This window comes from Novosphingobium sp. (assembly GCF_965214355.1).
GTDB lineage: Bacteria > Pseudomonadota > Alphaproteobacteria > Sphingomonadales > Sphingomonadaceae > Novosphingobium.
The window spans coordinates 4,049,834-4,066,125 of sequence record NZ_CBDCBI010000002.1; the positions used below are offsets into that span (position 1 = coordinate 4,049,834).

The window sequence follows — 16,292 nt, forward strand, 5'->3', positions numbered from 1 at the left end:
TGCGTCGGTTTGGCTATTGCAAATGCCTCGCATTAGTATAGAAAGGTCGTGTTTGGAGGTACTCATGATTGTGTGCATCTGTAATGCGATTCGTGAAACGGAAATTCGCCAGTGCGCGCGCGCCGGGCTTTGCGATGTCGACCAGATTTATCAGACGCTGGGCTGCCAGACCAAGTGCCGCCAGTGCGTGCCGTTCGCGCGCGAGATCGTTGCCGACGAGGCTTGCGCGGCTGCGTAAATACCCGATGAGTTGCCGCATCTCCTGAACGGGTGCTATGGCATTGGCGTTTGAAGGAGAACAGCATGCAGGGTGATAAACGGGTCGTCGAGTTCCTCAATCTGGCGCTCAGGAACGAACTCACCGCGATCAATCAGTATTTTCTCCACTACCGGATGCTGGCGCACTGGGGTGTGAAAAAGCTGGCGGATTACGAATATCACGAATCCATCGACGAGATGAAGCACGCCGACAAACTGGCCAGCCGCATCCTGTTCCTCGATGGCCTGCCCAACTTTCAGGACATGGGTCGCCTGCGCATCGGCGAAACTGTCGAGGAAGTGCTCAAGGCCGATCTTGCGCTGGAAATGGATGCGTTGCCGCTGTTGCGAGAGGCGATCGCCCATTGCGAAACCGTGCGCGATTTCGTTTCGCGCGATCTGTTTGCGCATATCCTCGACAGCGAGGAAGAGCATGTCGACCATCTTGAAACGCAGTTCGAGATGATTTCGCGGATGGGCATCCAGAACTACGTCCAGATGCAATCGAGCGCCGACGGGGATAGCTGAGACTTGGGAAAAGGGCCGCCGGAGGCCCAGTGCCATTGCCCATAGGCGCTAACTTTTTTTGTCTTCCCGGGCTTGACCCGGGACCCCGGGTCAAGCCCGGGGCGACGGTATTGTTATGCGGCTATGGGCAATGGCCCTTGGCTGCCGGAGGCATCTGTCATGCAAGCATGCAATACAGCCGAGAGGCCCCTCCCCTGAAGGGGAGGGGAAAGGTAGGTATCAGAACTTGAAGCGCAACGTCCCGCCGTATGTGCGTGGTGCACCCAGAAATGCGTCGAGCACGCCGGTCGCATTGGTCGGCACGTTCTGGAAGCCCGAGTTGAAGGCGACCTGCTGATACTTGGTGTTCAGCAGGTTTTCCGCCCACGCTTCGATTGCCCAGCGCTGGTCGCTCGAGCCGAACGCGATACGGCCGTTCATCAGCACATAGCTGTTCTGGTATTTGCCGGGATCGAGATCCGAGCCGGTGTTGTACCCCGACGAATATTTCGCGCCGAGGTTGAAGCGCGCCTGATAACGGTCGCCGATCGGCTGCGTATAGGTGCCCGACAGCGAGGCCGACCAGAACGGCGCCAGTGACAGCCGCGAATTGGTCGTCCCCAGGAACCCGGTTTGCGCCTGGAGGTTGGCCAACTGCGCACCGTTCAGGTTGTAGCGGGTATCGGCATATGTGACGCCGCCCTGGATGGTGAACTGGTTGTTCGCGATCCACACGAAATCGGCATCGACGCCCTTGCTGATCACCGACGGCACCGACGTGACGACGAACACCAGGCCGTTGAAGGTGTTGAGCTGGAAGCCCTTGTACTTCTGGTAGAACAGCGTCGCGTTCAGCAGCAGCTTGCGGTTGAACAGCGTCGCCTTTTCGCCGACTTCGAACGAATTGTTGGTTTCGTCGCCGAACTGGGTGTTGTTGATCGGCGTGATCGCCGCCGCGCTGCCCGGCGCACAGCCCGCCGTACCGATCGTGCATTGGACGCGATCGAGATTGAACCCGCCCGCCTTGTAGCCACGCGCGTAGGACCCGTACAGCAACAGCTCGCGGCTGGCGCGATAGACCAGCTTGGCCGTGCCCGACAGCACGCTTTCGGATTCAGACTGGTTGTTGCGGTAATTGTTGTAGCCCGGGCTCAGGAACGGCAGACACATCGTGCCGTTGACTGCGGCAAGCTGCTGGGCGGCCGCCGGGTTGACGCTGTTGAGGATGCCGAACGCCGCATTGGCCGCGCCGCATCCTGCTCCGCCGCCGATATTGTTGCTGATCTGCGCCAGCTTCTTGTCGTCGAACGTATAGCGCAGGCCGCCGTTGAAGCTGAGCTTGTCGGTGAAGTGGAACGTGTCGTCGGTGAACACCGCATACGTCGAATCGCGTTGATGGAATTGATCCACCGAACCTGAACCCGACGCATAATTGACGCCGCCGACAAACGGGAATGTCAGGCCGGTCTTCAGGAAGTTCGGATCGGGCTCGCCGGTTACCAGCGACGAAAACAGCAGCCCGAGATAGGGCGCAAACTGGCTGCCGACGAGGATGCTGGTGTTCTGCTGCAGAATTTCCTTCGAGAAAAAACCACCGAGCAGGTAATCGAGCTTGCCGCTCGCGCCGGCGTAGCGCAGTTCCTGGCTGAACGTGCGGAACTGCGACGAGTTGCTGTTGTCGAACGGCAGGTAGTCGATATCCGCGGTCGAGAAATCGGCATCGAAACCGGCGGTGTTCTTCCAATCGCGATAGGCGGTAACAGACGTCAGCGCGCCGGGGCCGACTTTCCAGTCGATCTGCATCGAAATGCCGCTGTCATCGACTTTCTGCCCGTCGGGACGGTTGGCATAGGCGGTGCGCGCATAAGGATTGGCCGCGTTGCCGTCGTTGCCGCCGAGCGCGGCGACGAGGCTGTTGGCAAAATTGCCTTCGCTGGCGCGCGTGATCACCGCGATGCAGCACTGTTCGTTGCGATGCGTGTGATCGGCGATCAGGCGCACTTTGAAATCGGTGGTCGGCGTGATCAGCAATTGCCCGCGCACCGTATAGAAATCGCGATCGGTGTCGCGCTTGGCAGCGTTCGGTCCGGGTCCGTCGTTGACAGTGAAATAGCCATCGCGTTGGCGGTCGGCAAAATACAGGCTGGCAGCCACGGTATCGCCGACGATCGGCCCGGTGATCTCGGCCGCGCCGCCGACCGCGCCGTAATTGCCGACGGTCAGGTCGGCATCGAGGCCGAACTTGAACGAGGGTGCCGCAGTCAGAATGTTGATCACGCCGGCGGTTGCCGATTTGCCAAACAGCGTGCCCTGCGGCCCCTTGAGGACTTCGATCCGCTCGACATCGCCCAGGTCGCCAAAGCCGACGCCGTTGCGCGAGCGATAGACACCGTCGATCACGATGCCGACCGAGGATTCCAGTCCCGGGTTATCGCCCACGGTGCCGATGCCGCGAATGCGCGCGGTGGTCGATCCTTCGTTGGTGGTCGATGTCACCAGCAGGCCCGGCGTCAACACCGCCAGGTCCTTGATGTCCTTGATCCCGGTATCCTGCAACAGCTGCCGCCCCACCGCCGTCACCACGATCGGCACGTTCTGCAGGCTGTTGCTGCGTTTTTGCGCGGTCACGATGATTTCGTCGACAGTGTGATCGCCGGCCGGCGTGGCGGCGGGTGCGCCCGCCGGTGCCTGGGGCGCGGCCTGGGCCATGGCGGAGGTCGCCACGAGGCTGAGGACAACGGCGATAGCGGAAATGGACGTGCGAACTTCGCGCATACAAGCAGAACCTTCCCATGAGTTACCGCTTTTTCGGGGCAGCGCCCGCGGTATTGGGAGTTTTGTCGCTTGACGGAGACGTAATGTCAACCGCGCAGTTAAACTGATACGAACCTGTGGCACGATCAACACAGCCGGGTTGCAAGCCGGCCTTTCTGGTGGCGGTCCCATCGCCCAAATCACTTGCTCTTGATAACAAGTCGCAGCACGTTCGATTGCGCTGGACATTGTTGCGAACAACTCGCATTAGCGACTCATGGCGGGCACACGGTGTCTCGCCACCGCAAGCGGGTTAAGGGACAAGTTTATGAGTGGTGTCAGGCTTCTGGTCACAAGTGCGCTATTAGGCGGGGCGTTTTCACCCACCCTGGCGCAGGCCGAGACCGGCCCCGATACCCCGACGGACAGCGCGACATCGCCAAATATCACGGTCACCGGCGTGCGTTCGGTAACGCGCGACAAGCTGGCCGAAACGATCGCCACCGCGCCGCAGAGCATCGATGTGATCAGCCACGACCTGATGGAGCAGCAGGCCACCAGCCGGCTGGCCGATGCCTTGCGCAATGTGCCCGGCATCACGCTCAACGCCGGCGAAGGCGCGGCGCGCGGCGACACTGTCAACTTGCGCGGATTTTCCGCTTTCAACGATTTCTTTCTCGACGGCATCCGCGATGCCGCGATCTACAACCGCGACAGTTTCAATCTCGACACGATCGAAGTGCTCGAAGGCCCGTCTGCGGTCGTGTTCGGACGCGGATCTACCGGCGGCGCGATCAACCAGGTGTCGAAAGCGCCGATGCTGGCGCCGCTGTGGTCGGGCAGCGTCGTTGGCGGTACCAATAGCGAAATTCGCGGCACCGCCGATGTCAACCAGCCGATCGGCCATGATTCCGCCGTCCGTATCAATGTGATGGGCGAACGCAGCAAAGTGACCGACCGCGATCTGGTCAGCAACCATCGCTGGGGTGTGGCGCCATCGCTCGGGCTGGGGCTGTCCGGCGCCGACACGCTGATCGTGTCATACCTCCACCAAGAGGAAACCGACGTGCCCGACGTCGGCATCCCGTTCATCAATGGCAAACCGGCGCAAGTGCCGCGCAATCTCGACTATGGCCTCGCATCTGACCGGTTTCGCAGCGTCGTCAATATCGGCACAGGCTATTACCGGCATAAATTCAGCAGCGACCTGATTTTTTCCGACACGCTGCGCTATGGCGATTATACCAATTTCAACCGGTTCAACGCACCCAACTTCGGCTACAACGACAGCCCCGGCGCGCCCACTGCGACGACACCGCTGTCGACCGTACGCGTCGGCCGCGATTCGCCCTCGAGCAGCGACCACCGCACCAATCTGACCAACCAGACCGACCTGACCGCACGTTTTGCCACCGGCCCGCTGCGCCACACGCTGGTGTTCGGCACCGAATTCAGCCGCGAGCAGGACACATCGACCCGCTACGTCAATCCGTTCGGCGATCCGGGTGAAACGCCCGCAACGCCGTTGCTCAATCCCGACCCCTATGAAGTGTCACCGGTCGAGGCTGCGCGGACGCGCGGCGTAACGACGGCTTACGGATCCGCCGCGTATCTGATCGACACGATCAGGATCGGCGACATGATCGATGTGATCGGCGGCATACGCTATGACCGGTTTGCCGCGCATTACCGGCCCAGCGCGCTGATCGCCGGGGTTTCGGCTGGATCGTTGAAGCCGCTCGACCATGTCGATCACCAGTGGAGCCCGCGCGCATCGCTGGTGTTCAAGCCGAGCGCGCATGCGCGCATCTATGCGTCGTACGGCACGTCGTTCGACCCTTCGGCCGAGGCCCTGTCGCTCAGCACCAGGAACGTCAATCTGGCGCCGGTGACGGCCAAGAGCTATGAATTCGGCGCCAAGTTCGACTGGCTGGATGGCAAACTGCTGACCACGGCGGCGATTTTCCGCACCCAGATCAACAATGCGCAGATCACCGATCCCGATCATCCGACGCAGATCCAGCTGGCCGGGAACCAGCGCGTCGATGGTGCGGAAGTGGGCCTGACCGGGCGTATCACCGCAAAGTGGGAGATCACCGCGGGCTATACGTTCCTCAACGGCAAGACCCTGTATTCGACGACCCCGGGCGCTACCGGCAGCCAGCTCGCCAACACCGCGCGCAATTCGGCCAATCTGTGGACCGAATACGAGTTCGACCACGGCATCGAACTGGGCGTGGGCGGCAATTACCTCGACAAGCGGTATGGCGATTATGCCGAACAGGCCACGCTGCCCGCCTATGTCATCGTCAACGCAATGGCAGCCTGGACCGTGAACGAGCACCTGTTGCTGCGCGCCAATGTCAACAACGTCTTCAACAAGCTGGCCTGGGTCAACAGCTACTATACCAGCGCGGAGGAAAACCATGTGATCCCGGCGCCGGGCCGCACCGCGCTGTTTACCGCTGTCGTCAAATTCAGGTGAATTGAAACCGGCGCGATGCTGATCCATATCCCCGCACTGCTCGACGCCGAACAGGTGGCTGCCCTGCGCAGCCACCTCGACGGCGCCGCCTGGTCCGATGGCGCCGTGACGGCCGGGTTCCAGTCAAGCCGGGTCAAGGACAACCTCCAGATCGGGTCCGACAGCGCAATCGGGCGCGAACTGGGGCTGGTGGTGATCCGCGCGCTTGAAACCAGCCCGGCGTTCCTCAGCGCGGCACTGCCCCGGCATGTGTTTCCGCCGCTGTTCAACCGCTACGATGCCGGCATGGGTTTCGGCACGCATATCGACAATGCGGTGCGCCAGGTGCCGGGCACCGGGCAGCGCATGCGCACCGATCTTTCCGCCACGCTGTTCCTGTCGGACCCGGCGACTTACGACGGCGGCGAACTGGTGATCGAGGACACTTATGGCGCGCATGGCGTAAAGCCGGCGGCGGGCGACATGGTGCTGTACCCCGCGCGCAGCCTCCACCGGGTCGAACCGGTGACCCGCGGCAGCCGCGTAGCCGCATTCTTCTGGGTGCAGTCGATGGTCAAATCGGGCGATCACCGCGAGATGCTGCATGATCTCGACCAGTCGATCCAGGCGCTGGGCGCAACGTCTGCGCACGACGATCCTGCGATCATCCGCCTGTCGGCGCTGTATCACAACCTGTTGCGCGAATGGGGCGAGGTGTGACGCAAAGCCTGGCGCAAGCCGCCGCGCGCGCCGAAGACCAGTTGCGCCGCACCGCACAGTTGCAGGCGATGTCTGGCGAAGAGCTCGCTCGCGTGCTGGGCGGCGATGCGGCCGTGGCGGCGCCCTGGGTCGAGGCTGCTGCGGCTTGCGGCATTCCGGCGGCGCAAGTGCGGCTGGGCCGGATGATGCTCGATGGCACCGGAGCGCCGCAGGATGCTGCAGGCGCCTTGCGCTGGTTTCTCAAGGCAGCGCGCGCCGGCGATGCCGAAGGGCAGAACATGGCGGGGCGCTGTTTCGAACTGGGCTGGGGTTGTACGACCGATCTCGTCGAGGCGGCGCGCTGGTTCGCAAAATCTGCCGCCGCCGGCGATGCCTGGGGCGAATACAACCATGCCAACATGCTGTTCGACGGTCGCGGCATCGCGCAGGACAGACTGGCGGCGGTGGCGCTGTACGAACGCGCCAGCCTTCGCGGCCATGCGCGCGCGATGAACCTGCTCGCGCGCTGCCTGGAAGAAGGCTGGGGCACCCCGCGCGACCAGGCCCGCGCCGCGCACTGGTATCGGCTGTCGGCCGAAGCCGGCTATTTCCGCGCGCAATACAACCACGGCATCGAATTGCTGCGCCAGGGCCGCCGCGACGAAGCGCGGATGTGGCTGGAACGCGCAAGCGTGGAAGCCGATGACTCGATGCGCGCACGCATTGCGTCGGTCCTGAAACCGGATGCACACAAGTTGTAAGAGAAGGGGCCTCCGGCGGCCAAGGGCTATTGCCCTTGGATCCCGAAACCTTTGGATTTGCGCCCGCCGCGAAGCGGCTGGAAAATCTGCCGCTACGCGGCGGAATGCCAAGGCTAAATCGGCTCGTAATACAATGTATTAACGGGATCCAAGGGCAATGGCCGGTATAGACCGGCTACATAGGTAACACTTTGGACCGGCAACATGGGTAACAGTTCAGAGTATCGGGCGGGAGGACCGTTCGATGCCCTTTACAGGTCAAAGTGTTATGGACAGCCGGCTTGGGTTTGTGGCTGCGTGCCTCAAGAAAGAGGTGCCGATTGGTGATTTGTGCTCGCAGTACGGGATCAGCCGGAAGACGGGGTACAAATGGCTTTCACGTTATCTGGAGCTGGGAGCGTTGGGTCTGTCGGAGCAGAGCCGGGCGCCAAAGACGATACCCTGGCGCATAGACGCACAGACCGAAGCGGCGATCCTAGGGCTTCGCGAGCGCTTTCCGACATGGGGGCCGCGCAAGCTGCTGGCGCGCCTGGCGCTGGATGTTCCGGATGGGCACTGGCCAGCGGCAAGCACGATCGGCGACCTTTTGCGGCGCAAGGAACTGAGCCAGACGCGGCGTATTCGGCGCTCCGGGGGCGCGGGCCATGGCCAGCCGGCGATCCCGCAGGCCGCCAACGAGATATGGTCTGCAGATTTCAAAGGCTGGTTTCGGACAGGTGATCGTGTGCGCTGCGAGCCGCTGACGATCACTGACAATTACAGCCGCTACCTGATCCGCTGCGAGGCCGTGCCACGCGCCGACATGGAAAGCGTCATTCCACTTTTCGAACAATCTTTCAAAGAGTTGGGTTTGCCAGCATCGCTTCGCACGGACAATGGCCATCCGTTCGGGATGAGCCGGGGGCTCGGCGGACTGACCCGGTTTTCAGTGTGGTTGGTGAAGCTTGGCGTCATGCCCGAATACATAACCCCGGGCCGCCCTGATCAGAATGGTCGTCACGAGCGGATGCATCGTACCCTTGCCGAAGACACCGCCGCACCACCGGCAGATACGCTGCGTGAACAGCAGGCCCGGTTTGACACCTGGCGGCACCTCTACAACACCTACCGCCCTCACGAAGCACTGGGACAGATCTGCCCGGCGTCGGTCCACACAGCCTCGACCAGGCAGTTTCCCGACAAGATCGACGCATGGGACTATCCTGACGACCACTACGTCCTGCCCGTCACAGCCAAGGGTCTGGTTCGCTGGCGCGACAAAACACTCTACATCACTGAAGCTTTGGCCAACGAAACCGTAGCCATCGTCCAACGCGACAATGGAGACTGGACCGTACGCTTCCGCTGGATCGATCTGGCAACCCTGAGTGATCAGTCAGCCCAGATTGTGGGTTCAAAGCTGGCTCGTACGAGCCAGCTTTGAACCCACAATCTGGGCCAAATCTGTTACCTATGTTGCCGGTCTAAAATGTTACCTATGTCTCCGATTGCACCGGCAATGGCCCTTGGCCGCCGGAGGCTCTTCAACCACTCATGTGGTTCCGGTAGCCCCGACGCGGCGGGCCTCAACATTACGCCTTTTTCGTCCAGAACAGCTCGTATTCGGTCGTCCAGGTTTTGCCGTCGTCGTTCGATCCCACCGACAGTTCACGAATGCGCCCGTCGGGCAGCAGGTTCAACGTCCAGTGGCGCAGGCGCATCACGCCGCCCGGCAGCGGCTTGACCGTGGAAAACAGGATTTCGCCGGGCTTGGTCAGCGATCCCTTGAATCCCGTGGTCGACGGCGTGTTGGCGGCCCACAGATAGCTCCAGCTTTGCTGCGCGGCCGAATAGACGAACAGGCCGCGCCCGTCGCCCTTTGGCGCGACCGCCTTCCACGTTTCGGCGATTGCGCAATCATCGAGGATTTTCTCGATCCGGACTTCGGCATCTTTTGCGCCCTTGGCCGTAACGTCCCAGTGTCCGACTGCAAAATCCATCTGCGTGAAAGCGGGATCGGTCCTGCAGTTTTCAGCAGCAGGCGCCTGGGCCAACGCAGCGCCGGCGGGCACCAGTGCAAAAGCCACAGCAGCGATCATCCAGTGGGATTTCATCATTTGTTCCTCATGTGGGCACCACACACCGGACATGGCACGCTTTGCCGCAATGCTGTTGTCCTGTGGCATAATACAGCCAACCCGCCGCGCTGTTAAGGGGCGTTCATTGTGCACCACCAGTGCAGCGCCGCTACCGGACGGATTTCCCTGTCGCCCGCCACGACTTTGCGCGATAGCGGGCGCGTTTTAGGGAGTATGGTTGCGCATGCAGGCTGGAATCAGGAACTGGGTCTGCCTTGCATGTTTCGTCCTGGCCGCCTGTGGCCATGCTGCTGCCACCAAATCCACCCGCAAGCCTGCGCCTGCCGACGAACAGATCGTCATCGATCTCGCATCGGCGCCGACCAATCGTTTTGCCCCCGATGACGCATTCGGCGCGGTGGTCGACGGATTGCAGCACGGGCGGGTGGCGGGAACCTATACGCCGGCCAACATCGCCGCGCTGAAACGCGCCGGGTTGCGGCCGATCGCCTACAACTTGCGCTCGGAACTGGGGATAGAGGCCTGGCACTGGAGCGAGGAAGGCCAGTGGAGCGATCCGGGCCATGCGCAGGGGTATTGGACCGGGTCCGACCATCCGCGCAAACCGGTCCGGACCGGATGGGGCTATTTCCTGCCCCGGCGCGGCGACACCACCGACCAGGCCAATGACATGGGGTATTCGCGGATCGACGATGGCGATACCGCGACGTTCTGGAAATCGAACCCCTATCTCGACAGCGCTTACACCCATCGCCGCGCGCGGCCGCAATGGGTGGTGGTGTCGTTGCCCGCGCCAACCGCGATTTCGGCGGCGCGCATCCAGTGGGCCCAGCCCTATGCCCGCCGCTATGAAGTGCAGCGCTGGACCGGGGCCGACGAATACGACGACGAGGGCCGCTGGGTGCCATTTCCGCGCGGCAAAGTGACGCAAGGCTCCGGCGGTGACCAGATCCTGCCGCTGGGCGATGCGCCCCGGCACACGACGTACGTGCGCATTTTCCTGCAGGCGTCGTCGCATACCGCCCTCCCCCGCGCCGGGCACGATCCACGCGATGCCATGGGCTTTGCCATCCGCGAAATCGGGCTGGGCACGATCGGGCGCGATGGTGCGTTCCACGACGCGGTCCGGCATGCGCGCACAAATCATGGCCAGACCAATATCTATGTGTCATCGACCGACCCCTGGCATCGCAGCAGCGACCGCGACATCGACACCGAGCAACCCGGATTCGACTTCCTGTTCCACAGCGGGTTGGCCAATGGCGCACCGATCCTGCTCAATGTCGGCGCATTTTACGATACGCCCGAAAACACCGCGGCGCAGATCCGCTTTCTGGCGGCGCGCGGCTATCCGGTGGGCGAAGTCGGCATCGGCCTGGAACCCGACGGCCAGAACATCGCGCCCGAGGATTTTGCCGAGATGTACCGCCAGACCGCCGCCGCGATCCGCGCGGTTGCGCCGCGGATGAAGCTGGCCGGGCCGGGTCTGCAGGATGCGGTGTCGGACACCTGGCTCGACGATACGCCCGATCATTCGTGGACGCGGCGTTTTCTCCAGGATCTGCGCGCGCGGGGCGGATCGGGCGACCTGAACGATTTTACCTATGAACATTATCCGTTCGACACCCCCTGCGGCGCGATCGACACGAAACTGCGCGGCGCCGATCGCGCGCTGGCCGACGGGGTCGCGCGGCTGCGATCGGATGGTGTGCCGGCCACGATGCCGCTGTCGCTGGTCGAATATGGCATGTCGGCGTTTTCGGGACAGAATGCGGTCGAACTGCCCGAGGGCCTGTTTGGCGCGGACATGGTCGCCAAATTTCTGACGCTGGGCGGGCGGCAGACGTTCATGCTCGGTTACGGGCCCGAACAGCTGTTCGAACCTGAAAACGAGTGCGCGGGGTATGGCGAGCTGATGCTGTACGGGCAGGACGCCAGGGGCCGGGTGTCGTGGCACACGCCCGCGTTCTGGGGCGCGGCCATGCTGAGCCAGCAATGGGCGATGCCCGGCCATGGCGAGCACACGCTGTATCGCGCCGACTGGCATGCACCCAAAACCAGCCTGACCGATGCGATCACTGCCTATCCGCTGCGCCGCCCCGATGGGCGCCTGTCGCTGCTGGTGATCAACCGCGATGCCAGGCACGCGCACCGCGTGGGCATTTCGGTGATCGCGCATACCGGCAATCGCGCCACCGATCTGCGCGGGCCTTACGAGCTGGTCCAGTACGGCCCGGCGCAATATGTGTGGAAAGCCGATGGCGTCAACGGCCATCCGACGCGCGACGATCCACCGCACCAGACCGTTGCGGAAGGCGGGCCGATCGTGCTGCCTGCCTATTCGATCACCGTGCTGCGCGCCGCCTATCCCTGATCGGGTGCCATCCGGATCGTTTCGGCGATACGCTGCTGCGCCGCCTGGGCGTCGGCGATCAGCGCGCCCAGCGCCTGTGACGTGTCTTCGAGCAGGCGGGTGCTGACCGGCCGCTCGCCGCTGACAAACCGACGGATCGCGCGCTCATCGATGCCGAGCCGGCGCGATGCGGCCGTGGTGCCGCCCAGCATCTGTACGCAATAGGCGAAATGGTCCTGCGGGTCCTGCATCGTTAGCGGCAATGTCACGGCTGTGTCTTTCGTGGAAAAGGGTGGCAGCGCGATAAGGGAGTTCGTTCCCGATTGCCATAATTCCCTCGGTATTCCACAAAATGCGTCATGCCGGCTCAGGCGGGAAAGGTATCCGGGTTGCGCGCAGATGCGCAGCGTCGCTTCATACAAACTTTGCAAGAGGCGCATAGTATCGCATGGTGCGCAAACGATCGCAGCCAAGGGATACGCCTCATGCCTGTCACCGACCGCCCTGTGCAACCGAGCCCTCTGCCCGGTCGTCCGGTGAACCTGGACAAGGCGGCGCAGCGTTCGACCAACCGGCTGATCGCGATCGCGAGTGCCGCAATGGTCGCAACCTCGGTGATCTTTTTCCTCGTCAATGGCGTGAACTGAGGCTTCGCGCGCACGCGCCCTTGAAGCGTGATCCATTGCACACCAACTTTCGAGGCACACTCCTGTTCGTAACGGACACTGCAAGGACCACGCCCCATGGACAATATCCATGAACGCCCGATCAATGCGCATGATATTGCCGGGTTGCTGAAAAGCACAGTGTCATCACGCGGCGATGCTGCCGCGCGCATGGACATGGTGGCAAGACTGCTCGATTCGGCCTTCGTGGTGCCCGGCACGAAACGCACGGTGGGTATCGACGCCGTGATCGGGCTGATTCCGGGCATCGGCGATATCGTGACGACACTGTTATCGAGCTATATCATCTGGGAAGCGCACAATCTCGGCCTGCCGCGTCGCAAGATCGCGCGGATGGTTGCCAATCTGGCGGTGCATGCGACGGTTGGATCCATCCCGTTTTTTGGCGATGCGTTCGATGCGGTGTTCAAGGTAAACCAGCGCAACATGAAAATCGTGCATCGCCATCTGGCGCGCATGCGTTCATAAACTAAGTCGAAATTCTGAACGTATCACATCGAACGTGCCATGTTTCGTTCAAACGTGGTCAGCCATTGCACTCCCGGGATCACAAATCGGGAGTTTGAACGCATGCACAAGATCATTCTGGGCGCCCTGACCGCCACGATATTGACCGGCGCAATAACCGGGGCAACCACCGCCAGCGCGCAGCCGTGGGGCCCGCCCCCGCCGCAGTCCAGCCCATGGTGGAGCCAGCATCCCGGATATCTGCACGCCATGGCCGACTTGCGCTCGGCGTACTGGCTGATTCAGCATCGCGCGCCGACCGATCCGGTGCAGGGTGCGCAGGAACAGCGCGCCCTGGGTGAAATTCGCGCGGCCTATCAGGACCTTCGCCAGGCGTCGGTGATCGACGACAAGAACATCGACGATCAGCCCCCTGCCGATTTTGCCTGGGGCGACCATGGCGGCCGTCTGCACAAGGCGATGGCGCTGCTGCAGCGCGCGCATGCCGACCTGGCGCACGAGGAAGACAATCCGGCAGCGCGCGGCCTGCGCAACCGCGCGACACAGCACGTCGACAATGCCGGGCGGATGACGGCTGCGGCCATGCAGGCCTGGCATTTCTGATCCCGGGCCACACCGGCGCCGCACATGCGCTGATGCAACCGCAAGCGGCGCCAGATTGGCATGAATCGCGATTTCGCGGGCCCCGCCTGTGCCATACCATGGCGCAGGCGGCGACCAGCGGGATCGGACATCGGGAATGGCAAATGCCGCTGTGTTGCGGATTGCGCTGCTTGCGGGGGCTGCTGCCACCGCAGTCCCCGCATGCGCGCGCGCAGACGATGCGCCGGCCGCCCGGATCGTGGTCACGGCGCCTGTTTCAGGCGACAGCATCTCGCTGACAGATACCCCGGTCAACGGGCAAGTGCTGTCGGGTGATCCGCTGACCCGGCAGGATCATGCCAATCTGGCCGACCTGCTCGATGCTGGTCTTGGCTCGGTGACGCTGAGCAACGGCACCGGCAGCCCATACCAGAGCGATGTATCCTATCGCGGGTTTCAGGCGACGTCGCTGCTGGGATCGCCGACCGGATTGTCGGTCTGGCTCGACGGCGTGCGGATGAACGAACCGTTCGGGTCGACTGTCAACTGGGATCTGATCCCGCTGAATGCGATCGGCACGATCGAGGTGATGCCGGGGTCAAACCCGCTGTTCGGGCTGAACACGCTGGGCGGCGCACTGGTGCTCGCGACGAAGAACGGCGCGGATAACGGCGGCCTCGGCGTGATCGTGCAGGGCGGATCGTTTGCGCGGGCAAATGCGCAAGTCGAAGCCGGCGGCACGCTGGCGAACCGGACGATCGACTGGTTCGTCGCCGGTAACCAGGATGTCCAGGACGGCTATCGCTGGTACACCCACACCCGCGTCAGCCAGGCCTATGGCAAGCTGCGCTGGCAAGGCATCGCCAGCCAGGCCGAACTGGGCGTGATCGCGGCCGACAGCACTCTGAACGGCACGCAAGGGCTGCCGCTGTCGATGCTCGGCATGCCGCGCAGGGCGTATACCTGGCCCGACACGGTGTCGAACACCCAGCTGGTCATCAACCTCAAGGCCGAAACGCACCTCGCGCCGGCGCTCAAACTCGGCGGCAATGTGTATTATCGCCGGTCGAACAGTCATTCGGCCAACAGCAATGCCAGCCTGGGCGACGCGTGCGAAAGCGGCGCGATCGATTGCAGCGCGCTGGCGCCCGGCGGCACGGCGCGCGATCTGGACACCGACAGTCTGTTCCCGGCCGGCAAGTCCTATACCGGCGCGCTGCCGATCCATGACTATACCAGCGGGATCAACACGACGCTGGTCCTGTCCGTTGTGCGGCAGAACACCTGGGGCGGCACTGTGCTGCTCGATCTCGGATCGCCGCGGGGGCCGCTGGGCAGCGATTTCAATCTGGGCGGCAGCTTTGAAACGTCGTCGATCCGCTACGTGCAGAACACAGATCTGGCTTATCTGGTGAATTATCAGACCGTGCCGATGCCATGGAATTTCCTGTACGGCAGCGACACCGGTTTTCGGGGCAGCCCGCTGATCAACCGCGTGGCGATCACGTCGCACAGCACATCGTTCAACGTCTTCGCCCGCGATCGTGTCCTGCTGACGCCAAAGCTTACGCTGTCCGCCGCGCTGAGCTATACATTCACCCACCTGTCGCTGTCGGGCACCAACACGACCTGGCTCGATCCCGCCGGCAACGCGACGTGGACGGGGAACGACGGCAACACGTATTACAACCCCGCCTATACCGGCGCGCAGAGCTGGGAGACGGCGAACGGGGCGTTCGCCACGGTCACTGCGGCGGACGGCGATATCGCAGGGCCCGAAGTGCAGCCGGTAACAGGCGCGCATACCTACCATCGCCTCAATCCCTCGATCGGGCTGGCGTGGAACCCGCGCGCCGAGCTGGGGTTTTTCGCCAATGCCAGCGAGGCGATGCGCGCACCGACCGCGATCGAGCTGGCCTGCGCCGATCCGACCACGCCATGTTCGCTGCCCACCGGCTTCAACGGCGATCCCGCTTTGAAAGCCGTCGTCGCGCACAGCCTGGAGCTGGGCGCGCGCGGCACGTATGCCGGACGCTTTGCGTGGAATGCGGCGGTCTATCGCACGCTGGTCGATAACGACATCCAGTTCATCTACGCCCCGTCCGGCCTCGGCTATTTCGCCAACCTGGGCAGGACCGCGCGCAAGGGGTTTGAACTGGGCCTCGATGCCGATCTCGAGCAGGTGCATCTTGCCGCCAGCTACGGCCATGTCGCGGCCACCTATCGCGCCAGCTTCATCGATGCCGCGGGCGATACCGTCGCGCCAGGCAGCCACATCACCGGAGTGCCCGGCCAGTCATTCAAACTGCGCAGCACGTTCCAACCCACCCGCGCGGTGGTGCTGGGCGCCAACCTGATCATGGTGTCGCACCAGTATGCCCACGGTGACGAAGCCAACGCCGGCGTCGCAGTGCCGGGCTACACGCTGGTCAATGTCGACATCCACGTCACCCCGCTCCGCCACGTCGAGCTGTTCGGCACAGTCACCAATCTGTTCGGCGTGCATTATGCGACGTTCGCCGTGATGGGCGGCAATATCTTCAACGGCACCGAGGAACAGTTCCGCACCCCGGCGCAGGGCCGCGCCTTTATGGGCGGCGTGCGCTACAGCTTTGGCAGGCCGCGTCTGTCCGTAGACCACGCCAATCCAGGGGAGTGAATTCGGTCTGTCATGCAGACTGT

The 16,292-nt window shown here is 63.0% G+C and carries 14 protein-coding genes; 11 read left to right on the plus strand and 3 right to left on the minus strand.

All coding sequences use genetic code 11. From position 1 onward, the window contains the following. Positions 1–52 precede the first annotated feature (52 nt). Entirely contained in the window at positions 53–238 is a 186-nt protein-coding gene (locus ACOOE2_RS18535; RefSeq protein WP_420384456.1) for a (2Fe-2S)-binding protein, read from the plus strand. 65 nt (positions 239–303) lie between these two features. Beyond that, positions 304–786: a bacterioferritin gene (gene bfr / locus ACOOE2_RS18540; RefSeq protein WP_420384457.1), complete on the plus strand. Its 483-nt coding sequence runs from the start codon at positions 304–306 to the stop codon at positions 784–786. Positions 787–1,005: 219 nt separating this feature from the next. Here bfr and ACOOE2_RS18545 read toward each other — a convergent pair whose 3' ends face one another. After that, positions 1,006–3,540: a TonB-dependent receptor gene (locus ACOOE2_RS18545; RefSeq protein WP_420384458.1), complete on the minus strand. Its 2,535-nt coding sequence runs from the start codon at positions 3,538–3,540 to the stop codon at positions 1,006–1,008. A 307-nt stretch (positions 3,541–3,847) separates the two neighbouring features. On the opposite strand from ACOOE2_RS18545, the gene ACOOE2_RS18550 reads away from it, so the two are divergent. The 4 genes from ACOOE2_RS18550 (at position 3,848) to ACOOE2_RS18565 (ending at position 8,866) form a co-directional block, all read left to right on the plus strand. Beyond that, entirely contained in the window at positions 3,848–6,004 is a 2,157-nt protein-coding gene (locus ACOOE2_RS18550) for a TonB-dependent receptor (protein WP_420384459.1), read from the plus strand. A gap of 15 nt (positions 6,005–6,019) precedes the next feature. Beyond that, positions 6,020–6,703 (plus strand): Fe2+-dependent dioxygenase, encoded by a 684-nt coding sequence (locus ACOOE2_RS18555; protein ID WP_420384460.1) that lies wholly within the window; start codon positions 6,020–6,022, stop codon positions 6,701–6,703. After that, the gene (locus ACOOE2_RS18560; RefSeq protein WP_420384461.1) at positions 6,700–7,443 is read left to right on the plus strand and encodes a tetratricopeptide repeat protein; all 744 of its coding nucleotides are present in this window, start codon (positions 6,700–6,702) and stop codon (positions 7,441–7,443) included. The genes ACOOE2_RS18555 and ACOOE2_RS18560 overlap by 4 nt, the downstream gene beginning before the upstream one ends. 268 nt (positions 7,444–7,711) lie before the next feature. Then, positions 7,712–8,866, plus strand: coding sequence for an integrase core domain-containing protein (locus ACOOE2_RS18565; RefSeq protein WP_420381167.1), 1,155 nt, complete (start codon positions 7,712–7,714; stop codon positions 8,864–8,866). A 148-nt stretch (positions 8,867–9,014) separates the two neighbouring features. Here the strand turns inward: ACOOE2_RS18565 and ACOOE2_RS18570 are convergent, their stop codons facing one another. Further along, the gene (locus tag ACOOE2_RS18570) at positions 9,015–9,539 is read right to left on the minus strand and encodes a hypothetical protein (protein ID WP_420384462.1); all 525 of its coding nucleotides are present in this window, start codon (positions 9,537–9,539) and stop codon (positions 9,015–9,017) included. Positions 9,540–9,744: 205 nt separating this feature from the next. Here ACOOE2_RS18570 and ACOOE2_RS18575 point away from each other — a divergent pair, with 205 nt between their 5' ends. Further along, complete coding sequence (locus ACOOE2_RS18575) at positions 9,745–11,895, plus strand: hypothetical protein (protein ID WP_420384463.1); 2,151 nt, start codon at positions 9,745–9,747, stop codon at positions 11,893–11,895. Here the strand turns inward: ACOOE2_RS18575 and ACOOE2_RS18580 are convergent. Then, positions 11,886–12,143: a hypothetical protein gene (locus ACOOE2_RS18580; RefSeq protein ID WP_420384464.1), complete on the minus strand. Its 258-nt coding sequence runs from the start codon at positions 12,141–12,143 to the stop codon at positions 11,886–11,888. The two genes, ACOOE2_RS18575 and ACOOE2_RS18580, sit on opposite strands and share 10 nt — an antisense overlap. Before the next feature lie 216 nt (positions 12,144–12,359). Between ACOOE2_RS18580 and ACOOE2_RS18585 the strand changes: the two genes are divergently transcribed. The 4 genes from ACOOE2_RS18585 to ACOOE2_RS18600 all read left to right on the plus strand — a co-directional run bounded on the left by ACOOE2_RS18585 (position 12,360) and on the right by ACOOE2_RS18600 (position 16,269). After that, positions 12,360–12,521: a hypothetical protein gene (locus tag ACOOE2_RS18585; RefSeq protein WP_420384465.1), complete on the plus strand. Its 162-nt coding sequence runs from the start codon at positions 12,360–12,362 to the stop codon at positions 12,519–12,521. A gap of 96 nt (positions 12,522–12,617) precedes the next feature. Continuing rightward, a complete protein-coding gene (locus ACOOE2_RS18590; RefSeq protein ID WP_420384466.1) occupies positions 12,618–13,028 on the plus strand; it encodes a DUF4112 domain-containing protein in 411 nt (136 codons plus the stop codon). Between the two features lie 102 nt (positions 13,029–13,130). Then, positions 13,131–13,631, plus strand: coding sequence for a hypothetical protein (locus ACOOE2_RS18595; RefSeq protein WP_420384467.1), 501 nt, complete (start codon positions 13,131–13,133; stop codon positions 13,629–13,631). Positions 13,632–13,767: 136 nt separating this feature from the next. Beyond that, positions 13,768–16,269 carry a TonB-dependent receptor gene (locus ACOOE2_RS18600; protein WP_420384468.1) on the plus strand — a complete coding sequence of 834 codons (2,502 nt, stop codon included), beginning with the start codon at positions 13,768–13,770 and terminating at the stop codon, positions 16,267–16,269. The last annotated feature ends 23 nt before the right edge of the window (positions 16,270–16,292 follow it).

Coding starts and splice junctions, on each gene's coding strand:
- bfr (WP_420384457.1), top strand. CDS start 304: ATGCAGGGTGATAAACGGGTCGTCGAGTTCCTCAATCTGGCGCTCAGG.
- ACOOE2_RS18555 (WP_420384460.1), top strand. CDS start 6,020: ATGCTGATCCATATCCCCGCACTGCTCGACGCCGAACAGGTGGCTGCC.
- ACOOE2_RS18570 (WP_420384462.1), bottom strand. CDS start 9,539: ATGATGAAATCCCACTGGATGATCGCTGCTGTGGCTTTTGCACTGGTG.
- ACOOE2_RS18585 (WP_420384465.1), top strand. CDS start 12,360: ATGCCTGTCACCGACCGCCCTGTGCAACCGAGCCCTCTGCCCGGTCGT.
- ACOOE2_RS18590 (WP_420384466.1), top strand. CDS start 12,618: ATGGACAATATCCATGAACGCCCGATCAATGCGCATGATATTGCCGGG.
- ACOOE2_RS18550 (WP_420384459.1), top strand. CDS start 3,848: ATGAGTGGTGTCAGGCTTCTGGTCACAAGTGCGCTATTAGGCGGGGCG.
- ACOOE2_RS18565 (WP_420381167.1), top strand. CDS start 7,712: ATGGACAGCCGGCTTGGGTTTGTGGCTGCGTGCCTCAAGAAAGAGGTG.
- ACOOE2_RS18595 (WP_420384467.1), top strand. CDS start 13,131: ATGCACAAGATCATTCTGGGCGCCCTGACCGCCACGATATTGACCGGC.
- ACOOE2_RS18600 (WP_420384468.1), top strand. CDS start 13,768: ATGGCAAATGCCGCTGTGTTGCGGATTGCGCTGCTTGCGGGGGCTGCT.
- ACOOE2_RS18545 (WP_420384458.1), bottom strand. CDS start 3,540: ATGCGCGAAGTTCGCACGTCCATTTCCGCTATCGCCGTTGTCCTCAGC.
- ACOOE2_RS18575 (WP_420384463.1), top strand. CDS start 9,745: ATGCAGGCTGGAATCAGGAACTGGGTCTGCCTTGCATGTTTCGTCCTG.